The sequence below is a fragment of the Pseudarthrobacter sp. YAF2 genome, from assembly GCF_052113345.1.
Classification (GTDB): domain Bacteria; phylum Actinomycetota; class Actinomycetes; order Actinomycetales; family Micrococcaceae; genus Arthrobacter.
On record NZ_JBFRDA010000006.1, the window covers coordinates 123,557 to 144,409 of the forward strand.

Sequence of the window (20,853 nt, forward strand, 5' to 3'; positions counted from 1 at the left end):
GAAGAGCAACCCCTCCCCCACCCCTTCACCTTGCTGATGAAGATAGGAAAGAGATACCCATCATGACACAACCCCGATTCCTGAGGTCTGCCCGCATCACCGCGGCCGGCCTGGCGGTAGGCGCACTGATGCTGACCGGCTGCTCGGCCACCGTCAACAAATCAGGCACAAGCTCCTCGACTTCGGACAACACGAACGCCATGCTCACCATCCCGCGGGAAGACATGAGCACGTTCGACCGCAACTTCAATCCCTTTGCACCCGCGGTGAATCCCATGGTCAACCAGGCGATCTACGAACCCCTTTTGGTCTTCAACCCGGCCAAGGGAGACACGACGCCGTGGCTCGCCACCGAATGGAAGACTGCTGCTGACGGCAAATCCATCACCTTCACCCTGCGCGACGGCGTGAAGTGGTCCGATGGCAAGCCACTCGTGGCCGACGACGTCGCCTACACGTTCGAGCTGCAGAAGAAGCTCAAGGGCGGCTACGAGTACCTCGTCGGCGCCACCGCCGAAGGAACCAACAAGGTGACCTTCACCTTCAACAAGCCTTGGTCTCCGGCGCTCTACGAGGTGGGCCAGCTACCCATTCTGCCCAAGCACATCTGGTCTGCGATCGCCGACCCGGCCAAGGACGCCAACGCCACGCCCGTGGGAACAGGACCTTACACCGAGGTCGATTCCTTCCAGGCTCAGTCCTACACACTCAAGAAAAACCCCAACTACTGGCAGCCGGAAAAACAGAAGATTGCTGGCATCAAGATGCTTGCAATGTCCGGCAACGACGCAGCCAATCTGGCCAGCGTCAACGGGGATGTCGACTGGTCCACCCAGTTCATCCCCAACATCGAGAAGACCTTTATCTCCAAAGATAAAGAGCACCGCCACTACTGGTTCCCGCCCACGGGTGCCATGATCAATTGGCAGCTCAACACCACCAAGGCTCCGTTTAACGACCCAAAGGTGCGCAAGGCGCTCAGTATGGCCGTGGACCGCGACCAGGTGACCAAGATCGGGATGAGCGGCTACGCCCAGCAGGCCGACTGCACCGGCCTTTCCGGTAACTACGAGAAGTGGAAGAACCCGGCCGTCAAGGACAACTGCAGCTGGACCAAGCTCAATGTGGACGAAGCCAACAAAGTCCTGGACGAAGCAGGCTACCCCAAGGGGGCCGACGGCAAGCGCACCTTGAAGGATGGAACGCCTTTCGAGTTCAAGATCTCCGTGGGCGCCAGCTCCTCCGACTGGCTGTCTGTGGCCAACGTGATCTCACAGAACCTCCAAGCAGTGGGGGTCACGGCCAAGGTGGACTCCCCGGACTGGGCCTCCGTGGTGGCCGGCTACGAACAGGGCACGTTTGACTCCGGCATTGTCTGGAGCGCCAACGATCCCAGCCCGTTCAAATACTTCAACAACGCCATGGGCAGCGCCACAGTAAAGCCGGTCGGCACCAAGACCTTCGACAACTACCACCGCTTTGGTGACCCCAAAGCCGATGCGCTCCTGCAGGATTTCGTTGCCGCCGGCGATGAAGCCAAGCAGAAGGACGTCGCGTACAAGCTCCAGGAAGAATACAACGATGCCGCCCCGCTGGTGCCGCTGTTCTCAGGACCTGAATGGGGCGACTACACGGACGTCCACTTCACGGGGTGGCCGTCCCAGGACAACCCTTATGCCACACTTTCCGATCGTTCTCCTACCACGGTGCTGATTCTCACCACTCTGCAACCGCGCAAGTAACAGCTGGGCCTCGCAGGGCCCAGCAGCCCGGCATGCCCGGCGCCGGATCACCGCGCCGGGCATGCCGCCCCCTCCCCATTGCCGCAATACCTGAATGGAGGAAACCGTGCGCTTTATCCTGCGCCGATTGGGTTTCTACCTCATCGCCTTCTGGGCGTCCATCACCCTGAACTTCCTGCTCCCGCGCTTCATGCCCGGGGATCCCGTCTCGCGCATGTTTGCCCGTACCCAGGGCAAGATGCAGCCGGAACAGATCGACGCACTGCGTAAGCTCCTCGGTGTGGACGACCGTCCCATCTGGGAGCAGTACATCGACTATCTGCACAACATTGTCACTGGCAACATGGGCATTTCGATTTCCCGCTTCCCCGCCCCGGTCACCGAGGTCATCGCCGCCCAGATCGGCTGGACCCTCCTGCTCGGCGGCACCGCACTGGTGATTGCCGCCGTCGCAGGTAACTTGCTCGGCATCCTGGCCGCCTGGCGGCGGGGCGGCGCGATCGACTCCGCACTGCCGCCAGTGTTGATCTTCATCGGCTCCTTCCCATACTTCTGGCTGGCTATGGGCGCGCTGTACCTGTTCGGAGTGATCCTGGGCTGGTCGCCGCTGCGCCACGCGTTCAGTGACGGTGTGGAACCCGGCTTCACCTGGGAGTTTCTTTCCGACGTCGGCGCCCACTTGGTGCTTCCAGCGCTGACAATCGTGCTGGTGTCGATCGGCGGCTGGATGCTTGGCATGCGCAACACGATGATCGCCACCAACTCCGAGGACTACATCACCATGGCCGAGGCCAAGGGACTACGTCCGGGACGCATCATGTTCCGCTACGCAGCCCGCAACGCCATGCTCCCCTCCGTGACCAGTTTCGGCATGAGCCTGGGCTTCGTGGTGGGCGGTGCCATGCTGACCGAGGTGGTGTTCGCGTATCCCGGCGTCGGCTACCAGCTCCTCAACGCCGTCCAAGGCCTCGACTACCCGCTCATGCAGGGCCTGTTCCTGACCATCACCGCCGCCGTGCTGCTGGCCAACTTCATGGTGGACGTCCTCTACGTCCGCCTCGACCCGCGCGTGCGCAGCAACTGAGGGACCCATCATGACAACCGCAATTCTGAAGCAGCCCACTGAGCCCACAGCTGCCCGCAAGCCCAACCGCAGCTTCGTCCACGGCCTCCGCACCAACAAAAAGGCCATGACGGGGACGGCCGTGATGCTCGTCTTCATTGCACTGGCCCTGCTCGCACCGGTGCTCTTCCCGGGCGACCCGTCGCGGATCACCGACATGGCCTCCCTGGAACCCTCTCCCGAGCACTGGCTGGGAACGACAGCCAAAGGCCAGGACGTGCTCGCGCTGACTGTCCACGGCTCCCGGAGTTCCCTGTTCGTGGGGCTGACCGTGGGCTTCGCCTCCACTTTCACCGGGATCCTGGTGGGACTGGCCTCCGCGTACTTCGGAAAATTCATCGACGAAGCACTGTCCCTGGCGACCAACGTCTTCCTGCTCCTTCCCGGCCTGCCGCTGCTGGTCATCCTGGCCGCGTTCCTGCCTCCGGGGCTGGGCACCGTGATTCTTGTCCTTGTCGTCACCGGCTGGGCAGGCTCAGCACGCGTCCTGCGCTCACAGGCACTATCCATCCGCTCCAAGGACTTCGTTGCCGCGGCCGTAGTGTCCGGCGAACGGGCCGGGCGGATCATGTTCCGCGAAATCCTGCCCAACATGGCCTCGATCGTCATGGGCACCCTGCTGGCCTGCGTCATCTACGGCATCGGTGCCCAAGCGGGACTGGAGTTCCTGGGCCTGGGCGATGTCAGCACAGTGTCCTGGGGCAACAACCTCTTCTGGGCCGGCAACGAAGGCGCCCTGCTCACCGGCAGCTGGTGGGTGTTCGTCCCGTCGGGTGTTTGCATCGCGCTGGTCGCCTTCGCCCTTGCCCTCATCAACTACGCCGTGGACGAGGTCACCAACCCGCGGCTGCGGAAGATCAAAACCCCGAAAGATACCGAAAGGAGCGCCGCCAAATGACCATCTCCCAAGTCTCCTTCGGCTCCCACGAACCGGTCCTGGACGTCAAGGACCTCACCGTCGAGTACATCGGCGACACCCGCTCCACCACCGCCGTCAACCGCGTTTCCTTCAGCATCGGCACTGGAGAGGTGTTCGGCCTCGCGGGAGAATCCGGCTGCGGGAAATCCACTATCGCCAACTCAATCATGCGGCTCCTGAAGGATCCCGCGAAGATCGCCGGCGGCAGCATTTCCTTTGGTGGCAAAGACGTCCTGGCCATGACCCCGGATGAGCTGCGGCGCTTCCGGTGGCAGGACGTGGCCATGGTCTTCCAGTCAGCGATGAACTCGCTCAATCCCGTGCTGACCATCGGCGAACAGATCGTGGACATCTTCACCACCCATGCCGGCTACTCCCGCAAGGAATCACTGCGGCGCGCGGGTGAACTGCTCGAACTCGTGAGGATCGACCCCGCACGCCTGAAGTCCTACCCGCACCAGCTTTCGGGTGGCATGCGCCAGCGCGCGGTGATCGCGATGGCCGTGGCGCTCAAGCCCTCGCTGCTGATCCTGGACGAACCCACGACGGCCCTGGACGTGGTGGTGCAGCAGGAAATCATGGCGCAAATCAAGGAACTCCAGCGCGAACTGGGCTTCTCCGTCCTCTTCATCACCCACGACATGTCCCTCATGGTGGAACTCTCGCACCGCATGGCCGTGATGTACGGCGGCCGGATCGTGGAGACCGCGAAGGCCCAGGACGTCTACGCCGACCCCCGCCACCCCTACACCCGGGCGCTGATGGGTGCGTTCCCGCCGCTCACCGGTCCGCGGGTTCCGTTGACGGGACTGCCCGACGGCGTGAAGTTCCGGAATATCCCGGACCTCACCGAAGTGGCACCCGGACATTTCGTGGCACCTGTCAGTGCCGACGCTTCGGCGGCTGACGCTGCCATCATGGAAGGAGCCGCACGATGAGCCACGCTGTTCAGTCTTCACCACGTCCAGACGTTTCCACCCAAACGCCCGCCCTCGAGGTCCGCGGACTGGGCAAGTCTTTCCCCATCGGTGGCCTGTTCTCCCAAGGGACCGTCCGGGCCCTGCACGGCATCGACCTGACCATTGACCGCGGCGAAATCGTTGCCCTCGTGGGAGAGTCCGGGTCGGGCAAAAGCACCCTCGCCCGCTGCGTTGCCCGGCTCGAAAAGCCGAGCTCCGGCGAGATCCTGATCGACGGCGTCGACGTCCTCAAGCGCGACCGCTTCCAAGCATCGCGAGCCTTCCGCTCCCAACTGCAGATGGTCTTCCAGGACCCCTTCGGCTCGCTGAATCCTGCCCACAGAGTGGAGCACTTCCTGCGGAGGTCGCTGGCGATCCACCGGAAGGGCGGCGGCTCCGAGACGGAGACCCACCGCCGTCTCGAAGAGCTTATGACCACCGTGGGCCTGCAGGCGGACATGCTGAACTCCTACCCGCACGAGCTTTCCGGCGGTCAGCGCCAGCGGGTTGCGATTGCCCGCGCCCTCGCCGTTGAACCACAAGTCATCCTGGCCGACGAACCCACCTCCATGCTGGATGTTTCAGTCCGGATCGGCGTGCTGAACCTGATGCGAAAGCTCCGCGACGAGCAGGGCATCTCCATGCTCTACATCACCCACGACCTCGCGTCCGCCCGCTACCTGGCAGACCGGACGGCGGTGATGTTCGCCGGGGAACTCGTCGAGGAAGGCGAGTCCCTGGATTTGCTCTCAAGCCCCGGCCACCCCTACACGCAACTCCTCGTTTCGGCTGTCCCGGACCCCGCCAGGGCAGGTTCGTATGATCCTGTCCGCCGTGCCGAACTGCGGCAAGCGGTCATGGCGTCGGCGCATTGCGCTTACGACGGCGACCCGAACCAGGCCTGTTCGGCCGAGGAACCCGTGCGACATCAGGTTGGAGACCGCGAAAAGCGCCATTGGGTACGCTGCCACCTCTACCAGCCGTGGGCTGGCAACAACGGCCATGCACTGGCGGGCGAACCGACGCAACCCAACCTCCCGGCGTCGAACACTCACGAAAAGGCCTCCGCATGACTGAACTGACCCACCCGCTCGCCACCGTGCCTCAGGATGAGCTGGTTGGCCGCGCCGAATCCGATCCTCTCCGGCCACGCTTCCACTTCGTGTCACCCGCCGGCTGGCTCAACGATCCCAACGGCGTCAGTCAATGGAACGGCACGTACCACCTCTTTTACCAGTACAACCCAGAAGGCGCATTCCACCACCGCATTCGGTGGGGTCATGCCACCAGCACCGATCTGATCACGTGGACGGACCAGCCTGTTGCCTTGGAACCGTCCGCAGGACCCGACGCCGAGGGCTGCTGGTCCGGGGTCTTGGTGAACGACGACGGCACCCCCACCCTGGTTTATTCTGGGCGGCTGCAGGGCAAAGAACTGCCCTGCATCGCAGTAGGCTCTCCGGACCTTCTGACCTGGACCAAGGACCCCGGAAACCCCGTGATCGCAGCGCCACCGGTTGGCGCGGACATTACGGCGTACCGCGATCACTGCGTCTGGCGTGAGGGAACGAAGTGGCGGCAGTTGGTGGGTTCAGGCATTCGTGGGCGCGGCGGAACGGCGTTCTTGTACGAGTCCTCGAACCTGCGATCGTGGGATTACATCGGGCCGTTATTCATCGGCGATGCCTCGCAGGGCGATCCTGAGGACAACGATTGGACGGGGACCATGTGGGAATGCGTGGACCTGTTCCGGGCGGGGAAGGGTTCGCTGGGGTCTGCCCCTTCTGATGGATCCCCCGATGTGCTGGTCTTTTCCGCATGGGACGACGGCGACACCCGCCACCCGCTGTACTGGACCGGCCGGTATGCCGGGGATACCTTCGAGCCCGCAGCGCTGCACCGTCTCGACTACGGAGGCCGGTTCTTCTACGCGCCGCAATCGTTCCAGGATGAATCCGGCCGACATATCATGTTCGGCTGGATGCAGGAAGGCCGAAGTGATGCCGCCATGGTGGAGGCCGGCTGGTCAGGAGTCATGAGCCTGCCTCGGATCGTCACGGCGGCCGGCGACGGTACACTCCGCTTCGCACCCGTCCCGGAAATCAAGAAGCTGCGCCGTGACCATGTGAGTCTGCCCGGACAGACGTTGTCCAGTACATCGGCGGCCTTGGAACTTGGCTTGTCCGGCACGCAACTCGACCTCGAACTGGACCTCCAACTGGCACCAGGCGCCCAGCTGCGGCTGGGCGTCCTGGGCTCCACGGACACGCTTACCTCCGCCATACCCGACGAGGAAACCGTCATCGAGCTGCTCAGGGCAACCGACGGCTCCACCAACGGCACGCTCCGCCTGGACCGCGCGCGAAGCAGCCTCGATCCCACCGTTGATGTGGAAGAGAAGGCCGGACCCGTCCCCATGCCCGAAGGGCGGGTGCACCTGCGTGTCATCCTGGACCGATCCGCCGTCGAAATTTTTGCCAACGGAATCCCGCTCACGGCCCGCGTTTACCCCACCCTCGGCGGGGAACAAGTCAGGCTTGCCGCCGAAGGGACGGCCCAGATACTTTCCCTCGACGCATGGACGATGGCCGAAATCCATGAGGGTCCCCGGAGCCTGTTCCCCTGAACGGTGGCCCGGTGGTTCGAGGGACGAGTCCAATTGCGATGATCTCCTGACCGGTTGCGTGCAGCGAGCCGCGTACATGGTCCGGGGCTTCGAAGATCGGCTTACCGTTCGATGGTGACGCAGAGATCCAGGTGGATGTTCTCGGCAGCGAGACGGTCCTCCAGGTACCGGGCGAGGCTCGCATCGGTAGCGGTATGCGGGCCCTTGTGGACGGCGCCGCGGAATTCAGCCTGGGTGTTCGTTGACCTGAGCACGTCCAGGGGTGTCCAGCGGAGATGTCCGTCGGACACGCGCTCAATGTCTGTGCGGAAGGTGCGGCGGTGCTCGTCACGGACAGAGGCGCGCATGGAGAAGGGAATGAAAGCGATGGGCAAGAGTGTCCTTTCGACGAGGCAGCCAGCGGTCGGCGCCTCAGTAGGAACAAGCCCAAACCCGCCCCTGCTATTCCCTCTTAGCCTCTGAAGAGGCGAGGATCACGGTGCGCCAGCCAACTTGTTTTGCCGGGCATCGGGCTAACGTGCACGATAATGACCTGGGTGCACACCCGGTCGGCAGAAGCAGTGACACAAAGGGCTGTGCGGCAAAGCGCTTCATCGGTTCCCCGGCTCGATGATGAGCAGATCTGGTTCAGGCTATCGGGCCGGAATACCCTAAGCACCGGCCGCCGGCTGTGTTCCTCTTGACAACATGGGAAACAACCAAGTGGCCCTTCGGGCAGTTAAAGGCTTTCATTGCCCGCTGACCCCTTTGGCGCGGCGCCTGGGCGACCCAACAGGATCCGTCACAGACATCTACCTGCCACGCTGTTTCGCCCATAATCTACCTGCCATCCATGTTCTTCTTTGCTCGTCCTTGCGTTAGCCCTGCACCGGCGGAATTTCAGGAACCAGCACCGCAAGCCAAAGAATTCCCTGATGCCGAGGCTCAACATGATCCCTCCCCGCAAAATGCCCGAACAACCGGTGAATTTAGGTCGCTCCTGACAGTATCGCCGCCAGGACTGGTCTCGCTTTGAAGATGGCTCCGGTTGAGGCTGGAGCCGCCCTGGGACGCGGAGATGTCGTGGGTCCGCCCACCCCGCGATCGGCAAAATCATGTTCACAGGCTCCACCGCCGCGGGTAAGGCCATCATCAAGTCCTCTTCGGACACCGTCAAGCGGCTCTACGTCCACGAGGATATCTACGATGCGGTCCGTTAAGAACTCACGGCCGTCGCCGCCTCGATGCCCACGGGCAACGGGCTCGACGAGAACAATGTCCTGGGACCGCTGCAGACCAAGGCACAGCATGAGATGGTAGCCGACCTGGTTGAGGCCAGCCGCGACAGCGGAGCCAAGATACTGCTCGGGGGCAATCCCGACGCAAGCCAGCCGGGTTACTTCTACCCCACCACCCTGGTAGCGGACATCGACAACGACAACCCGGCCTCAAAGCCCTCGATGGGCCCCAGGTAATCAACGGCTAAGAGCCGCCTGGCCGGCGCTCGCCCCCTAGGCACCGGCAACGCCTCATCGCCGATGCCGATCCATACATCAAAGGAGCAGGTCATCACGTGGCAAGAGGAGGAAATGCCCCTGTCAGTGGCGGGGGCATTTCCTTGCTGTCGAATTGTTGCGCCCAAGCCGTTGCCCAGGAATTCCCGAAAAATGGGGTCCAGCTGCTTACGGGGCCCCCACGAAGTCGTCCCGGCTGCCTTCCAGCGCCGCATCATGAGTGTGGTCTTCGGCAGTGGCGTTTCGTTGGGCCTTGATGAACTTCGCGGCCCGCTCCGCAATCATGATCGTCGGTGCATTCGTATTGCCTGTTGGCACCAGCGGCATAACGGATGCATCTGCAACGCGGATCCCTGCCAGGCCACGAACCCTTAAGGTGCGTGGATCGACGACGGCGTCAGTGTCGACGCCCATCTTGCAGGTTCCCACCTGGTGGTGGTAGGTGACCACGGTCCGACGCACATAATCTTCCAGTTCGTCATCGGACACGCCCGGCCCCGGGTACAGCTCGACGGCGCCCCATTGGGCCAACGCCTGTGCGCGGCCAAGCTCCCGGCACTGGCGTACTGAGGCCACAAGGGCTTTCACGTCCTGCTCCTCACGCAAGGCGCCCAAGTCAATGAGCAGAGGATCTTCGGCGCGGGGGCCCGAGAGTTTGAGGGTTCCCCGGCTCACAGGCCGGACGAGGCCGGCCATGAGCGTGAAGCCGTTTTCCGGTCCTTCCATCCATTCGGGGTCATACATTGGGAAGGAGAAGTGAATGGGCTGGGTGTCCGGCACCGCCATATCGGGTTCGCTCTTCCAGAACAGATGTGTCTCGGCCGGTCCGATTTCGGGAAAGGGGACTCCCCTCTTCGTGGTCGTGTATATGACCGGAGAAAGAAAGTGGTCCTGAAGGTTCAGGCCCACTCCGGGAAGGTCATGGACAGGTTCGACGCCGACAAGGCGTAGTTCCTCCGCCGGACCGACGCCAGAGCGCAACAGCAACTCGGGAGAGTTGAGGGCGCCAGCCGTCAGGACGGTCTCAGCCGCTGCTAGCATGTGCAGCGTCCCATCCTTTTCATATTCGACGCCGGTGACGGTTCCTGCTTCAATGACGAGGCGCCGGACGTGCGCCCCTGTAATCAGGGTGAGATTCTCATCGCGGACTATTGGCTTGAGGTAGGCGTGCCAGGTGTTGAACCGCTTGCCGCCACGGATGTTCAACTGCATCTTGGACACGCCTTCGACGTCACCGCTGTTGTAGTCGTCGTTGAGTTTGATGCCGATTTCCTGGGCGGCATCGAGGATGGAATCCTGCACGGAATTCAGTGGAAATCCCTTGACAACGTCCAGTAGCCCTGAATCGCCGCGGGTCTCTGAGCCGCCCCCGTCATAGTTCTCGATCTCCTTGAAGACCGGCAGCACGTCGTCCCAGGACCAGCCGGGGTTGCCGATGTAGGCCCAGGTGTCATAGTCCTGCTTTGCCCCGCGGACCCAGATGGCTGCATTGAGGGCATGGGATCCACCGAGAACCTTGCCACGCGGCAAATGAAGTCTGCGTCCGAGGCAATGGTCCTGCTCGGTGGTGAAGTAGTCCCAGTCTTCTGGCCCATGCCACAATCCTCCCAGGGAGGTTAGAGATGCGATCATCGGATTGTTGTCATCACCGCCGGCTTCCAACACTGCGACTTTCTTGCCGTCGTCGACAAGCCTTCGGGCGAGGACGGATCCGGCGGATCCGGCACCGACCACGATGAAATCAAATGGGGTATTCGTCATCATTGACCTTTCGCGATATTGCGCCTCACAGCAAATGGCGGCTCCCTTCAATTTTGGTTCCAACCCGCGACATAGCCATGGACGTCAGCGCAGTGCTGGTATGACACATGCGCACAATTGGCATCTCGGTCCCTGCCTAGACGATCTGTAGCAGGAGGTAGCGGCTCCCGTGCCAGGCCCGGGGCTTGGTTCCTTCTGAAGGCCATTGTCGCCGGACCGTATCCGGAGCGTCCAGCTTTAGGAACCTCCTTTTCAAAGCAAGGCGTGCGAGTCGTTTACGAGGCAGGCCCGACGGGCTTCGGCCTGGCCAGGTTCCTGCTTGCCCACCGCCGGTTCAGCCGGTACCTGCTCACGACTGGGACGGCCTTGAAGACCGCAGCTCCAGACCAAGGTCATGCCCCCACGCCACTCCGGCGAAAGTCGAATCTGACGTTCTGGCCAAACGGCTTGAGCACCGCGAAGGCCCAACGGACCTGGCCATGCGCTGCCGCACCAGCGCCCGGACGATCACTCGTATTCTGGCCCGTACGGGCACGCCGCACCTGTGGGACCTGGATCCGGTGATTGGGGTGCAGATCCGGGCTCCATGGGCCACGGACCGCCGCTCCTCAGGCAGAAACCCAGGCTTTGACTACGTCCACGTCGCCGTGGACGACTACACACGCTCCGCCTGCGCCGAGGTCCTGCCGGATGAAAGGCCCGACCCCGACCTGCGACCCGGCAAAACGGCAAAGCAGAACGCTACCGCTCGCGGTAGTTGCTCGGTGTCTCCCCATATGCGGCGCGGAATAGGCGGCTGAAGTGGGCGGCATCGTTGAAGCCCCATCTTGAGGCAATCGAGCTGATTGAGCGCCTGGCATGGACTGGATCCTTCAGCTCCCTGCGGCACCGCTCGAGCCGCCTGTTGCGGATCCAGTTAGCTGCCGACTCGTTCTCGTCATGGAAGAGGCTGTGCAGGTATCTGGTTGAGATGAAATGGGCAGCGGCAACTGTTGCCAGATTCAGATCCGAGTCGCCCAGGTTGGCTTCGATAAAAGCGCGGATGCGGTGCATGAGTTCGGCACGCGGGTTGCTGGCGGTCCCCTTGGACAGATCCAGCTCCGCCGAGAACATGGTGGTCACCAGATCCACTGCGTTGCATGCCAGCCTGGTGCCAATGGCATCGGAGAATTGGTCCAGGTTCCGCGCTATTTCCACCAGGAACGGGCTGATCACTCTGCCCAGCCGTTCGTCCCTGCCCATCCTGACTGCTGTCAGCTGACCCACCGAACTGGCCGGCAGGTCCATCAGCTGCGGCGGAAACATCAGCACCAGGCAGCGGAACGAATCTTCGAAGGCGAGCGTGTAGGGACGCTGGGTGTCGTATACAGCGATGTCACCCGGCAGCAGCAGGGCCTCCCTGTTGTCCTGGATCAGGAGTCCGGACCCTTCGAGCATGATGCTCAACTTGAAGTAGTGGCCATCAGTGTCCCGGATCAGCGACGGCTTTCGCAGGACGTTATGGCCCTCCGCGGATACTTCCACCGCGGAAACGTCTCCCATAGACCGGGATCGCATCCTGCCCTGGAAGTTGTCCTTGCGGTCACACGTGACGTCCAGCGGGACAAATGACTCCGAGACAAGCTGGCGCCAAGTATCGAAATCCGGCGCTTCCGCCGTCTGGACTTCCTGCCGCGATGAGAGTGTGAGCGCCACTTTGCCCTCTTCCTTCATCGCCCGACCCTCCCCATTGGGGGTCGATGAGAATATATGCCAACGAGTTTATGCATGCGATCGATGTGATCTCGACTACATCTTAGGCCTGTTTCGCAAAAAGTCATGTCGAATCTGTTACAGGCGGTCTGCCCGTTTCACAACACCCGCCGCAGCCTACCCTCCAGGGTCCCGCCAACCCGTACGGCAGTAACGTACACAGCCTCCTGGCCGCCCCCTGAAGTCCTTCGCATTCTGACAAGTGGCATGCCTGTTTTTACAACGTAGGCGGACATGCCGGTCCGTAAATTGTCAACAGCAAGTCTTTCGGGGAAGCCCGAGTACCCAACGAACGGACATCGACGTCCGTCCGTGACGCGAGAGGGAAAGTTCCAAATGAGCAAGAAAATACTGGTAGCCACTGCCATCGGCGCCGTTTGCCTGATGGCAGTCACCGCCTGCGGAGGCAATACCGCCGGCTCCACTGCAACAGGTCAGCCGATCGTGGTCGCCTCTGTCAACGCACTCAGCGGCCCCGTAACCTTCGCTGAAGCGTCGCAGGCGGCCAAGGCTGTCTTCGACAAGTTCAACGCCGACGGCGGGCTGAACGGAAGGCCCATCCAGTACGAAGTACTCGATGACAAGAGCGATCCCGCGGGGGCCACCGCTGCCGCAAGGGACGCCGTAGGCAAGGGAGCCGTGGCGATGGTGGGCTCGGCCAGTTTGCTGGACTGCGAGGTCAACTCCGCGTACTACGAGCAGCAGGGACTGGCCTCCATCCAGGGAACCGGCGTGGACCCGTACTGCTTCACGACTCCGAACGGCTCCGCCGTCAACGCCGGACCGTACCTCGACAGCCAGCTCACCCTTACCTACGGCAGCGAAAAGCTGGGCCTGAAGAAGATCTGCGGGCTCCTGGAAATCGCGGGCTCCACGCGGCCTGCCTATCAAAAAGCGTTTGACGCGTGGACCAAGGCGACGGGCAAGACCTTCGCGATGCTGGATGACACCGTCCCCTATGGAGCCCCGGACTTCACGCCCTACGTGGTCAAGGCCAAGGAGGCCGGCTGCGACGCGATATTTTCCAACGGCGTGGAACCGGACGCCAGTGGAGTGTTGAAGGCTGCAGAGGCCCAGGGCATGAAGGACATGACCTTCCTCTTCCTGACCTCCACCTACTCGGTCCAGTTTGCCCAGGCTGCAAGCTTTGTGGGCAAGGGTGTCTATGTCCCTGCGGAGTTCTCCCCTTACACGGTGGATGGAATTGCTGCGAACGACGACTGGAGGCAACTCATGGAAAAGAACAACATTCCGCTGACCTCCTTCGGCCAGGGCGGCTACCTGGCGGCAACGCACTTTCTGGAAACTCTCAAGACCATCAAGGGCGACGTGACGCATGAAACGGTGGCCGCAGCCCTGAAGGCCCAAACCAAACCGTCCGAGAACCCCATGACCGGCACCCCGTTTATCTTCGGAGCCGGTGACAGCCACTCCTCGAATACTGCAGGCTGGCCCATCACTATCCGTCCGGGATCCACAACCTGGGAGAGCGCGGCCGACGACTGGATGACGGTCAAGTAGAACCGCCATTCGCCAGGCGGGCGGTGCTCCTGCACCGCCCGCCTGGCTTTCCACCCCTCATCCACCTTCATTTCCAGCTTCCTAAGGAGGCAAAAAATGCTTCAGGGTGCATTCGCAGGCCTTGCGGCCGGCGGCGTCTACGCCGTCATCGCAGTCTGCCTTACGCTCATGGCCCAGTTGGTACGGGTCATCAACTTCTCCCAAGCCGCCGTCGGCATGTTCGGGGCGTTCCTGGCGGTTACGTTTGCAGGCATGGGGATTCCCCAAATTCCTGCCATTGCCCTGGGGATCATCGTCGGTGCCCTGATGTCAGCCTTACTGGGCCTAGTCATCGCCATCTGGCTGCCGGAGGCATCCATCAGCGCCCGCTCGGCCGTGACGGTGGCCGCACTTCTGCTCCTGATATCCATCTCCTTCATTCTTTTCGGCACCAAACCAAAAACGTTCCGTGCCCTTTTCTCCGGACCGGCGTTCACTTTCGAGGGCGTGGTAATCAGCCAAGTCACCGTGGTCATGGTGATCCTCGCCCTGGTCGTCGCCATCGCGGCGAAGCTGGTGCTGGGCAAAACCTCCATCGGCGTAAAACTCCGGGCGATCGCGGACAGGCCTGTGGCCGCCGAACTTCTGGGCGTGCCGGTCAAGCCGCTGGCCATCGGAGTCTGGGCCGTTACCAGCATCATTGTTGGCATTGCCGTCGCCATTGTGGCCCCGACCCAGACCAGCGATGCGGTGTCCCTTTCGATGCTGGTGATTTCTGCCTCCGCAGCAGCCCTGCTGGGCGGCATCAAACGGCTGGACCTGGCTTTGATCGGCGGGCTGTTGCTTGGAATGGCGCAGGGTGCTGCGGCCCAGTTCAGCCAGCTGATCCTCTTGCGGGACTGGATCCCGCTCGTCGTCATTGTCGTCTTCCTTCTTTGGAACCAGCGCCGGGAGGTGTGGGATGCAGCTCGCTAGAAATAAGTTCTCGTTGCGGCCAGGAATTGCTTTGGCCGTTGGTGCCGCGGCACTTGTCATTGGATGGATGGTCAGTATCCTGCTGCCGGGCTACCTGGTGTATTTGGCAACGACGGCGATGGTCGCCACTATCTCCTTGATCGGTCTGGGTGTGGTCACCGGAACCGCGGGCATGATTGTGCTGTGCCAGCTGACCTTCGCGGCAGTCGGTGCCTGGATCGTTTCCTGGCTGAGCCTCGTGGGGGCACCGGGTGGGCTCCTGGTCTGGATTGTGGCTGGCGGCATCGTATCGGGACTTGCTGGAACCGTCATTGGTCTGCCGGCATTGAGGCTGCGAGGTGTCAATCTTGCCGTAGTCACTCTCGGGTTTGCGGCGGCGGCGGACCTGACCCTGGTCAAGACGCAGTTCCCAGGTGCTGTGACTGGCACCAAGATCCCGCGACCTGATCTGTTCGGCACGGACCGGGCCTACTTCTTCCTGACAGTCATCGCACTGGTAGCCATCGCCCTTGCCGTGTTCTTTCTCCAGAAGAGCCGATGGGGCAGCAGCTGGCGGTCCGTTGCCTTCTCCGAACGCGGAACGGCTTCGGCCGGCAGCAGCGTACGGATCGCCAAGCTGTCAGCCTTTGCGACCAGTTCTGCGATCGCCGGCATCGGCGGCGGCCTCATGGCCGGCCAGGTCTCCACGGCGTTTCCCTCTGCATTCACCACGCTCCAGTCCTTGGCGCTGTATGTCCTCTCGATCGTCGCGGGCGCGCACTTGGTGGAAATGGCCCTGTTCGGCGGCATTCTCTGGGTCCTGATTCCGGAATTGCTCAAGCGGTGGGGTATCCCCCAGGACTGGGGCCTGGTGGTCTTCGGTGCCATGGGCATCCAGGCGCTGACCAGCAATTCGAATCTCGGCCAGGACATCCGCAATGCCCTGTCCCGCCGCAAGCAGCGCAAGTCCGGCCCGGCCACGGCGGTTTTGGTGTCTATGCCGGAGGAATCACCTGACGCCGCTCCCCGAAGCGCCGTGGAGGGAAAGGCCCTGCTCAAAGTGGCGAACGTTACCGTCGAATTCGGACAAATCAAGGCACTTCAAGACGTCAGCATGACCATCGCAGAAGGGACAATAGTGGGCCTGATCGGCCCGAACGGCGCCGGCAAATCCACCTTTGTCGATGCCGTGTCCGGATTCCTGCCACAACATAGCGGCGACGTCTGGCTCGGAGAGGACCGGCTCAACGACCTGGCGCCCCACCAAAGGGCCAGGGCAGGACTGAGGCGCACGTTCCAGCAAGATCGCGTGCCCCCCAGCCTGACGGTTTACGAGTACATGAACTTCATCGCACGGGGAAAGGCGGGCCGGGAAGAAATTACAGACATTCTGGACTTCTTCGGTTGCCCGGAACCTGGAGTCAGAATCTCCAACGTCGACGTCGGCACCCGGCGGATTATCGAGGTGGCTGCCAACGTTGCCGCCCGCCCACGGCTCCTGATCCTGGACGAGCCGGCGGCAGGCCTCTCCCACGAGGAACACGTCGCCTTCGGCCAAAGGCTCCGGCAGGTTCCACAGCGGTACGGAACGACGATCCTCATCATCGAACACGATCTGGACCTGGTCCGCAGCGTGTGCCAGTACATCACTGTCCTGGATTTCGGTGAGGTACTGGCGAGCGGTGAACAGGAACAAGTGCTTGCCGATCCGAAAGTCCTCAAGGCCTACATGGGCGAAACGGAGTTGATATGACCACGCTGACACTTGACGACGTAGCGATAAGCCGTGGTGCGGGGCCGGTGATTTCCCACGTTTCGCTGACTGTGGAACCGGGCACCGTCACCGCCCTGGTGGGTCCCAACGGAGCAGGAAAGACGAGCCTGCTCGAATCGGTCTCTGGAATTGTCCAGGCCAGCACCGGCAAGATCACCTTCAACGGCACCGACATCACCTCGATTTCACGACGGAAACGGGCCAAGCTCGGCATTGCCCATGTGGAACAGGGCAGGGCAATTTTCCCGTCGTTGACTGTACGCGAAAACCTCGAGATCACTGCCAGGACCACGTCCGACTTCGACGGCGCCCTGGCTCTGTTCCCCGAACTGGAGAAACGGCTCGGGTCGGCGACGGGCCTGCTCTCCGGCGGCGAACAGCAAATGGTGGTCCTGGCCCGCGCCTTTGCCGCACAGCCGAAGTTGCTGCTGATAGACGAGATGTCCTTGGGGCTGGCGCCGGTGGTCTTCCTGCGCCTGATGCCCATTGTGAAACACATAGCCGAGACGGGTGTGGGTGTCCTTTTAGTGGAACAATTCGCCCATCTGGCCCTGCAGATCGCCACCGACGCGCTCGTGGTCACCGGCGGGCGCGTCACCTATTCAGGCAGCGCCGAGGCACTGCTTGCCAGCCGGGACACGCTGCAAAAGGCCTACCTGGGCTGATGCTCCAGGCCAAAATGGCTTTTCCGAGAACATGGAGGAGCATGTGGGCAACGTGCACGTGGACATGTTTTGGTCATATCCCGCCCGGCTGACTCGCTTGCCCGTGTCACGTGGGTGCGCTCGTCGGTACCGTCAGACTGCCGAACGCGTAAAAGACGCCGAACACCGGAACCGCACAGCCCAATGTTGATCTTGCCGCTCTCGAAGAGGGCATCGCGGCCCTGACCGCTCAACGGGGACTGGGCCAGGTGACCTTCGCCATGCGCAGCCAGTCCACCGTGGACGAGGTCCGCATGATGCTGGGTTTCGTGACCGACCCTCAAAAGCCATCTGGGCATCGATAAGACCGTCCGCAAGAGAGCCAACCAGGTCACGTTGGAGGTCCACACAAACAGTGCCGGCGCTCCCCGCGAGCCGCTCGAAGAACTCGTGATGGCTCTCCAGGAGACATCGCCCACCAGGGACCCCATCGCCAACCCGGTAACCGTCACCACCCGCCTTGTTTAACGCGGCTCAACCCCGGGTTCCGACCACTCTGCTTGAGCCGGAACCCGGGGTTGAGCACTATCCAACGACGCCGTTACACTCCCAGGTTTCCGGCAACAAGGCGATCGTCAGGATCGGCGCCGGACGTGGGACCGCCGTCGTAAACCTTCTGGCCGGCAAACCATGTCTGGGTAGCTGTAATGTGGCGGACCTCGTCCACGTCAACCTGGTGGGGATTGGCGCTGAGCACCACAAAATCGGCGGACTTGCCCGGCGTCAGTGCACCGGTAACATCATCCAGGCCCATCGCCTCGGCGGACCAGGTGGTGTAGATGCTGATGGCTTCGTCCAAGCTGACCGCCTGCTCGGGCCAAAGCGCCCCAGGGAACATACCCGTGGGGTCCATGCGGGTCACCAATCCGTAGATGCCTTCCCAGGGGTTCGGGGAGATGCTCACCGGCCAGTCCGACCCGCCTGCGATCCTCGCACCGGTATCGAGGAGTGCCCGGTTCGGCTGCATCCTGGACGCCCTCTCTGCCGGCAGGACCGCAGCTATTGCCTGGGTGATGACGCCCGGAAACCAGAGCGACGGAGAAATGTCGGCAGTGACATCCAGTTCGGCAAACCGGGGAATATCATCCGGCTGGACGAACTGGCCATGCGCGATGTGGTATTTCACTTCGGAATAGCCTGCGGCACGTACCTTCTCCACGGTGTCCAGTACCAACCGGACCGAGGCGTCCCCGGTGCAGTGGATCTTCGCAGAGATGCCGCGGTCCGCTGTTCGCAGCAGCCACCCCTCCAGCTCGTCCGCCCGCAATGCCGTGGTGCCGCAGTGACATTCCGGGAAGCCGACGCCGGGGAGGTACGGCTCGATGAAGGCTCCGGTGCCTGCCGGCGGGACGCCGTCCAGGAAGATCTTGATGAAGTCGGGGCGGTGGTGTTCGCTTCGAAACCCGTCCCGGTGGGCGATGATGTCTTCCCCCAGCGGGTGGGTGCCGAGAATCGGATCGTTCACCGGCATCGACGTGACAATCCAGGCCTTCAGCTGCCCGGCGTCGTCAAGCGCCTTCAGCGCCTGCATCTGCTGGAGGGAGGAAGCGGCGTCCTGGAAGCCCGTCACGCCGTAAGAGTGGAGGATGCCGATGCCACGTTCAACCGCTTGCCCCAGCCTCTGCACGGATTCCGGGCGAAGCCGTGCCAGGGTCTGCTCAAGCAGCACCCCTGCGGCTTCGATCAGGACCCCGGTCGCTTTGCCTGAGGCATCCCGGAGGATCTGGCCGCCTTCCGGATCCTGGGTCTGCCCACCAATACCGGCGAGCTCCAGGGCCTCCGAGTTCGCCCAGCGGTTGTGTTTGCTGTCGTCTTTGAGCAGCGCCGGGCGTCCTTGCGTGGCTGCGTCCAGCCGGGCGAGCGCCTCGGCTGAGTTGATCTCGGCCAGGAGCCCGGAACCCCAGCTACCACCCACCAGCCATTCATCCGGTCCCAGGCCCGTAGCGTAGCGCTCAACCGCGGCCAAGAGTCCATCCAGGCTCAGGACCGGGGGCACGTTGAGTTCGAACAAGTCCATCTGCCCGGCAACCATGTGATGGTTGTGCACGTCAAGCAGGCCCGGCATCACGTAGGAGCCGTGGAGGTCGATGATGCTGGTGTCAGGCCCGCATGCCAGCTCTGCCTCCTCGTCCAGTGCAAGAACCTTGCCGTCCCTGACAGCCAGCTTCGAAACCACTGGTCGGGCACTGTCCAACGTTGCGATAGTTCCGTTCACCAGCACCAAATCCGCCGCCTTACCAATCAAACAACCCATCCCCTTCAGTAGTGATGGAGACGACTCTAGGGAGGCGTGGAACGAGACCGGTTGTCATTTCGCGCACAACACTTAGCTTTGCGCGCCCGCCTCAAAATCCCCAACATCCTCCACAGCGTCAGGGGTGCTGCGGCAGGGGGTGTCCCAGGCGGCATCAGTGGCTAGATCGCGGCGATGCCCGGCCGGGTAGCCGACTGGGAGCCCTGCCGGACAAGGATCCACCCGGCACGAGGGTCTATTTGGCGAGGAAGGCCAGCATTGCTTCGTTCGCTTCCTCGTGTGAGTCCAGAGCAGCCCATGCGGGGCTCCCCCATCTCTACGTAGTCCGCTGTTGGCAGCGTCCTGTAAAAAAGGGCGGCCAGCTGGGGAAACAGAACCAGCCCCTCGGGAACAGGCGGCGATTCAAGAACGATGCACCCGCCGTCGAACGCCTGGCGGGTAGCTGATCCGGCCTTGGCCGACCTCGGTCCATACCGCAAGCGCCTTGAAGCCGCACAGTTGGTGCGCACAGGCGATGTCTTTTCCTGTCACAACCCTTCGATGCAAATGGTCCGCAGAGGGGCTGGCGCCACCGGACGAACCCGGTGCACACCAGGACAGACACAGGACTGGACGCCGAGCACGGAAAGCAAGGCTTTCCCCACGGCTTCGGCGGGGCCGACGACGTGATTGCGATGCCGTTACAGTGCTCGACCCAGTGGGACGGCCTCGCTTCCGGAGGCGACCTGGTCTGGTCACCGGTATTCAGACCGGTCAGGCTCTGCAGCCAGTGCCAATCCCCAATCTCGGGCTGTTCCCGGGCGAAATGTGGAACCCGGACGCATTTGCGAAAGCGTGTGTGCGGGCGTGGGTATCGACGCCAACAACGAACTCAAATTCCTCGGCGATGATTGCCATTGGGTGTTCTCCTTCTATTGAACCGGACAAGTGGCAGGACTCTGCATGGGTAGCATCGGAGACGCATCTGTAGTGGGTCACACCAGAGGTGGACAGTCTTCTGATCAGGTCAGCCCGGGCGGCCAGACCGTGCCCGGGGAACGGCGCGGACGAGTCATTTTCAAGACACCGCATACGCCGGTCGGATATACCCTGAGTCACGCCCGGTTCTCCGGGACTGATGCGCACCTCGTCAACACCGCGTTGGACCTCCGCCCTCCAACAAGCCGCCGACGCCCTGCACGTCTAGCCCACCACCCTATCCAGGCTGGAACGCGGACTCAGCCACGACAACGACCTCCACAAACGCTACGAAACCTGGCTCAACTGCCAATCCCCCGCAATCGCCCAGCCAC

At 62.5% G+C, this 20,853-nt stretch carries 15 protein-coding genes and 2 pseudogenes; 13 read left to right on the plus strand and 4 right to left on the minus strand.

Going from position 1 to position 20,853, the window contains the following annotated elements:
* Positions 1-62: 62 nt before the first annotated feature.
* From AB4Y79_RS08250 to AB4Y79_RS08275, 6 genes are all read left to right on the plus strand, one after another.
* The gene (locus AB4Y79_RS08250; RefSeq protein WP_441860360.1) at positions 63-1,742 is read left to right on the plus strand and encodes an ABC transporter substrate-binding protein; all 1,680 of its coding nucleotides are present in this window, start codon (positions 63-65) and stop codon (positions 1,740-1,742) included.
* A 106-nt stretch (positions 1,743-1,848) separates the two neighbouring features.
* Positions 1,849-2,826 (plus strand): ABC transporter permease, encoded by a 978-nt coding sequence (locus AB4Y79_RS08255; RefSeq protein WP_441860456.1) that lies wholly within the window; start codon positions 1,849-1,851, stop codon positions 2,824-2,826.
* Positions 2,827-2,836: 10 nt separating this feature from the next.
* On the plus strand, positions 2,837-3,763 hold the full coding sequence (locus AB4Y79_RS08260; RefSeq protein ID WP_441860362.1) for an ABC transporter permease: 927 nt from the start codon (positions 2,837-2,839) through the stop codon (positions 3,761-3,763).
* Positions 3,760-4,722, plus strand: a complete 963-nt coding sequence (locus tag AB4Y79_RS08265; protein ID WP_308931142.1) for an ABC transporter ATP-binding protein — start codon at positions 3,760-3,762, stop codon at positions 4,720-4,722. The genes AB4Y79_RS08260 and AB4Y79_RS08265 overlap by 4 nt, the downstream gene beginning before the upstream one ends.
* Positions 4,719-5,816, plus strand: a complete 1,098-nt coding sequence (locus AB4Y79_RS08270; RefSeq protein ID WP_441860363.1) for an ATP-binding cassette domain-containing protein — start codon at positions 4,719-4,721, stop codon at positions 5,814-5,816. Before AB4Y79_RS08265 ends, AB4Y79_RS08270 begins: the two co-directional genes overlap by 4 nt.
* On the plus strand, positions 5,813-7,369 hold the full coding sequence (locus AB4Y79_RS08275; protein ID WP_441860364.1) for a glycoside hydrolase family 32 protein: 1,557 nt from the start codon (positions 5,813-5,815) through the stop codon (positions 7,367-7,369). Before AB4Y79_RS08270 ends, AB4Y79_RS08275 begins: the two co-directional genes overlap by 4 nt.
* Positions 7,370-7,470: 101 nt before the next feature.
* On the opposite strand, the gene AB4Y79_RS08280 is transcribed toward AB4Y79_RS08275, so the two are convergent.
* Positions 7,471-7,743, minus strand: a complete 273-nt coding sequence (locus AB4Y79_RS08280) for a hypothetical protein (RefSeq protein ID WP_441860365.1) — start codon at positions 7,741-7,743, stop codon at positions 7,471-7,473.
* 693 nt (positions 7,744-8,436) lie between these two features.
* Here AB4Y79_RS08280 and AB4Y79_RS08285 point away from each other — a divergent pair.
* A pseudogene (locus AB4Y79_RS08285) lies at positions 8,437-8,817 on the plus strand (aldehyde dehydrogenase family protein); the annotation flags it as partial.
* 213 nt (positions 8,818-9,030) lie between these two features.
* Here the strand turns inward: AB4Y79_RS08285 and AB4Y79_RS08290 are convergent.
* A complete protein-coding gene (locus AB4Y79_RS08290) occupies positions 9,031-10,623 on the minus strand; it encodes a GMC family oxidoreductase (RefSeq protein WP_441860367.1) in 1,593 nt (530 codons plus the stop codon).
* Between the two features lie 741 nt (positions 10,624-11,364).
* Positions 11,365-12,336, minus strand: a complete 972-nt coding sequence (locus AB4Y79_RS08295; protein ID WP_441860368.1) for a helix-turn-helix domain-containing protein — start codon at positions 12,334-12,336, stop codon at positions 11,365-11,367.
* Between the two features lie 375 nt (positions 12,337-12,711).
* On the opposite strand from AB4Y79_RS08295, the gene AB4Y79_RS08300 reads away from it, so the two are divergent.
* From AB4Y79_RS08300 to AB4Y79_RS08320, 5 genes are all read left to right on the plus strand, one after another.
* A complete protein-coding gene (locus AB4Y79_RS08300) occupies positions 12,712-13,896 on the plus strand; it encodes an ABC transporter substrate-binding protein (protein WP_441860369.1) in 1,185 nt (394 codons plus the stop codon).
* 96 nt (positions 13,897-13,992) lie between these two features.
* Positions 13,993-14,850 carry a branched-chain amino acid ABC transporter permease gene (locus AB4Y79_RS08305; RefSeq protein ID WP_441860370.1) on the plus strand — a complete coding sequence of 286 codons (858 nt, stop codon included), beginning with the start codon at positions 13,993-13,995 and terminating at the stop codon, positions 14,848-14,850.
* 67 nt (positions 14,851-14,917) lie between these two features.
* Positions 14,918-16,582 carry a branched-chain amino acid ABC transporter ATP-binding protein/permease gene (locus tag AB4Y79_RS08310; protein ID WP_441860371.1) on the plus strand — a complete coding sequence of 555 codons (1,665 nt, stop codon included), beginning with the start codon at positions 14,918-14,920 and terminating at the stop codon, positions 16,580-16,582.
* On the plus strand, positions 16,579-17,268 hold the full coding sequence (locus AB4Y79_RS08315) for an ABC transporter ATP-binding protein (protein WP_441860372.1): 690 nt from the start codon (positions 16,579-16,581) through the stop codon (positions 17,266-17,268). The genes AB4Y79_RS08310 and AB4Y79_RS08315 overlap by 4 nt, the downstream gene beginning before the upstream one ends.
* Positions 17,269-17,643: 375 nt before the next feature.
* Complete coding sequence (locus AB4Y79_RS08320) at positions 17,644-17,775, plus strand: hypothetical protein (RefSeq protein ID WP_441860374.1); 132 nt, start codon at positions 17,644-17,646, stop codon at positions 17,773-17,775.
* 73 nt (positions 17,776-17,848) lie between these two features.
* On the opposite strand, the gene AB4Y79_RS08325 is transcribed toward AB4Y79_RS08320, so the two are convergent.
* Positions 17,849-19,483 carry an amidohydrolase gene (locus tag AB4Y79_RS08325; protein ID WP_441860375.1) on the minus strand — a complete coding sequence of 545 codons (1,635 nt, stop codon included), beginning with the start codon at positions 19,481-19,483 and terminating at the stop codon, positions 17,849-17,851.
* 489 nt (positions 19,484-19,972) lie between these two features.
* On the opposite strand from AB4Y79_RS08325, the pseudogene AB4Y79_RS08330 reads away from it, so the two are divergent.
* Positions 19,973-20,271, plus strand: a pseudogene (locus AB4Y79_RS08330) (cyclase family protein); the annotation flags it as partial.
* Positions 20,272-20,853: the final 582 nt, after the last annotated feature.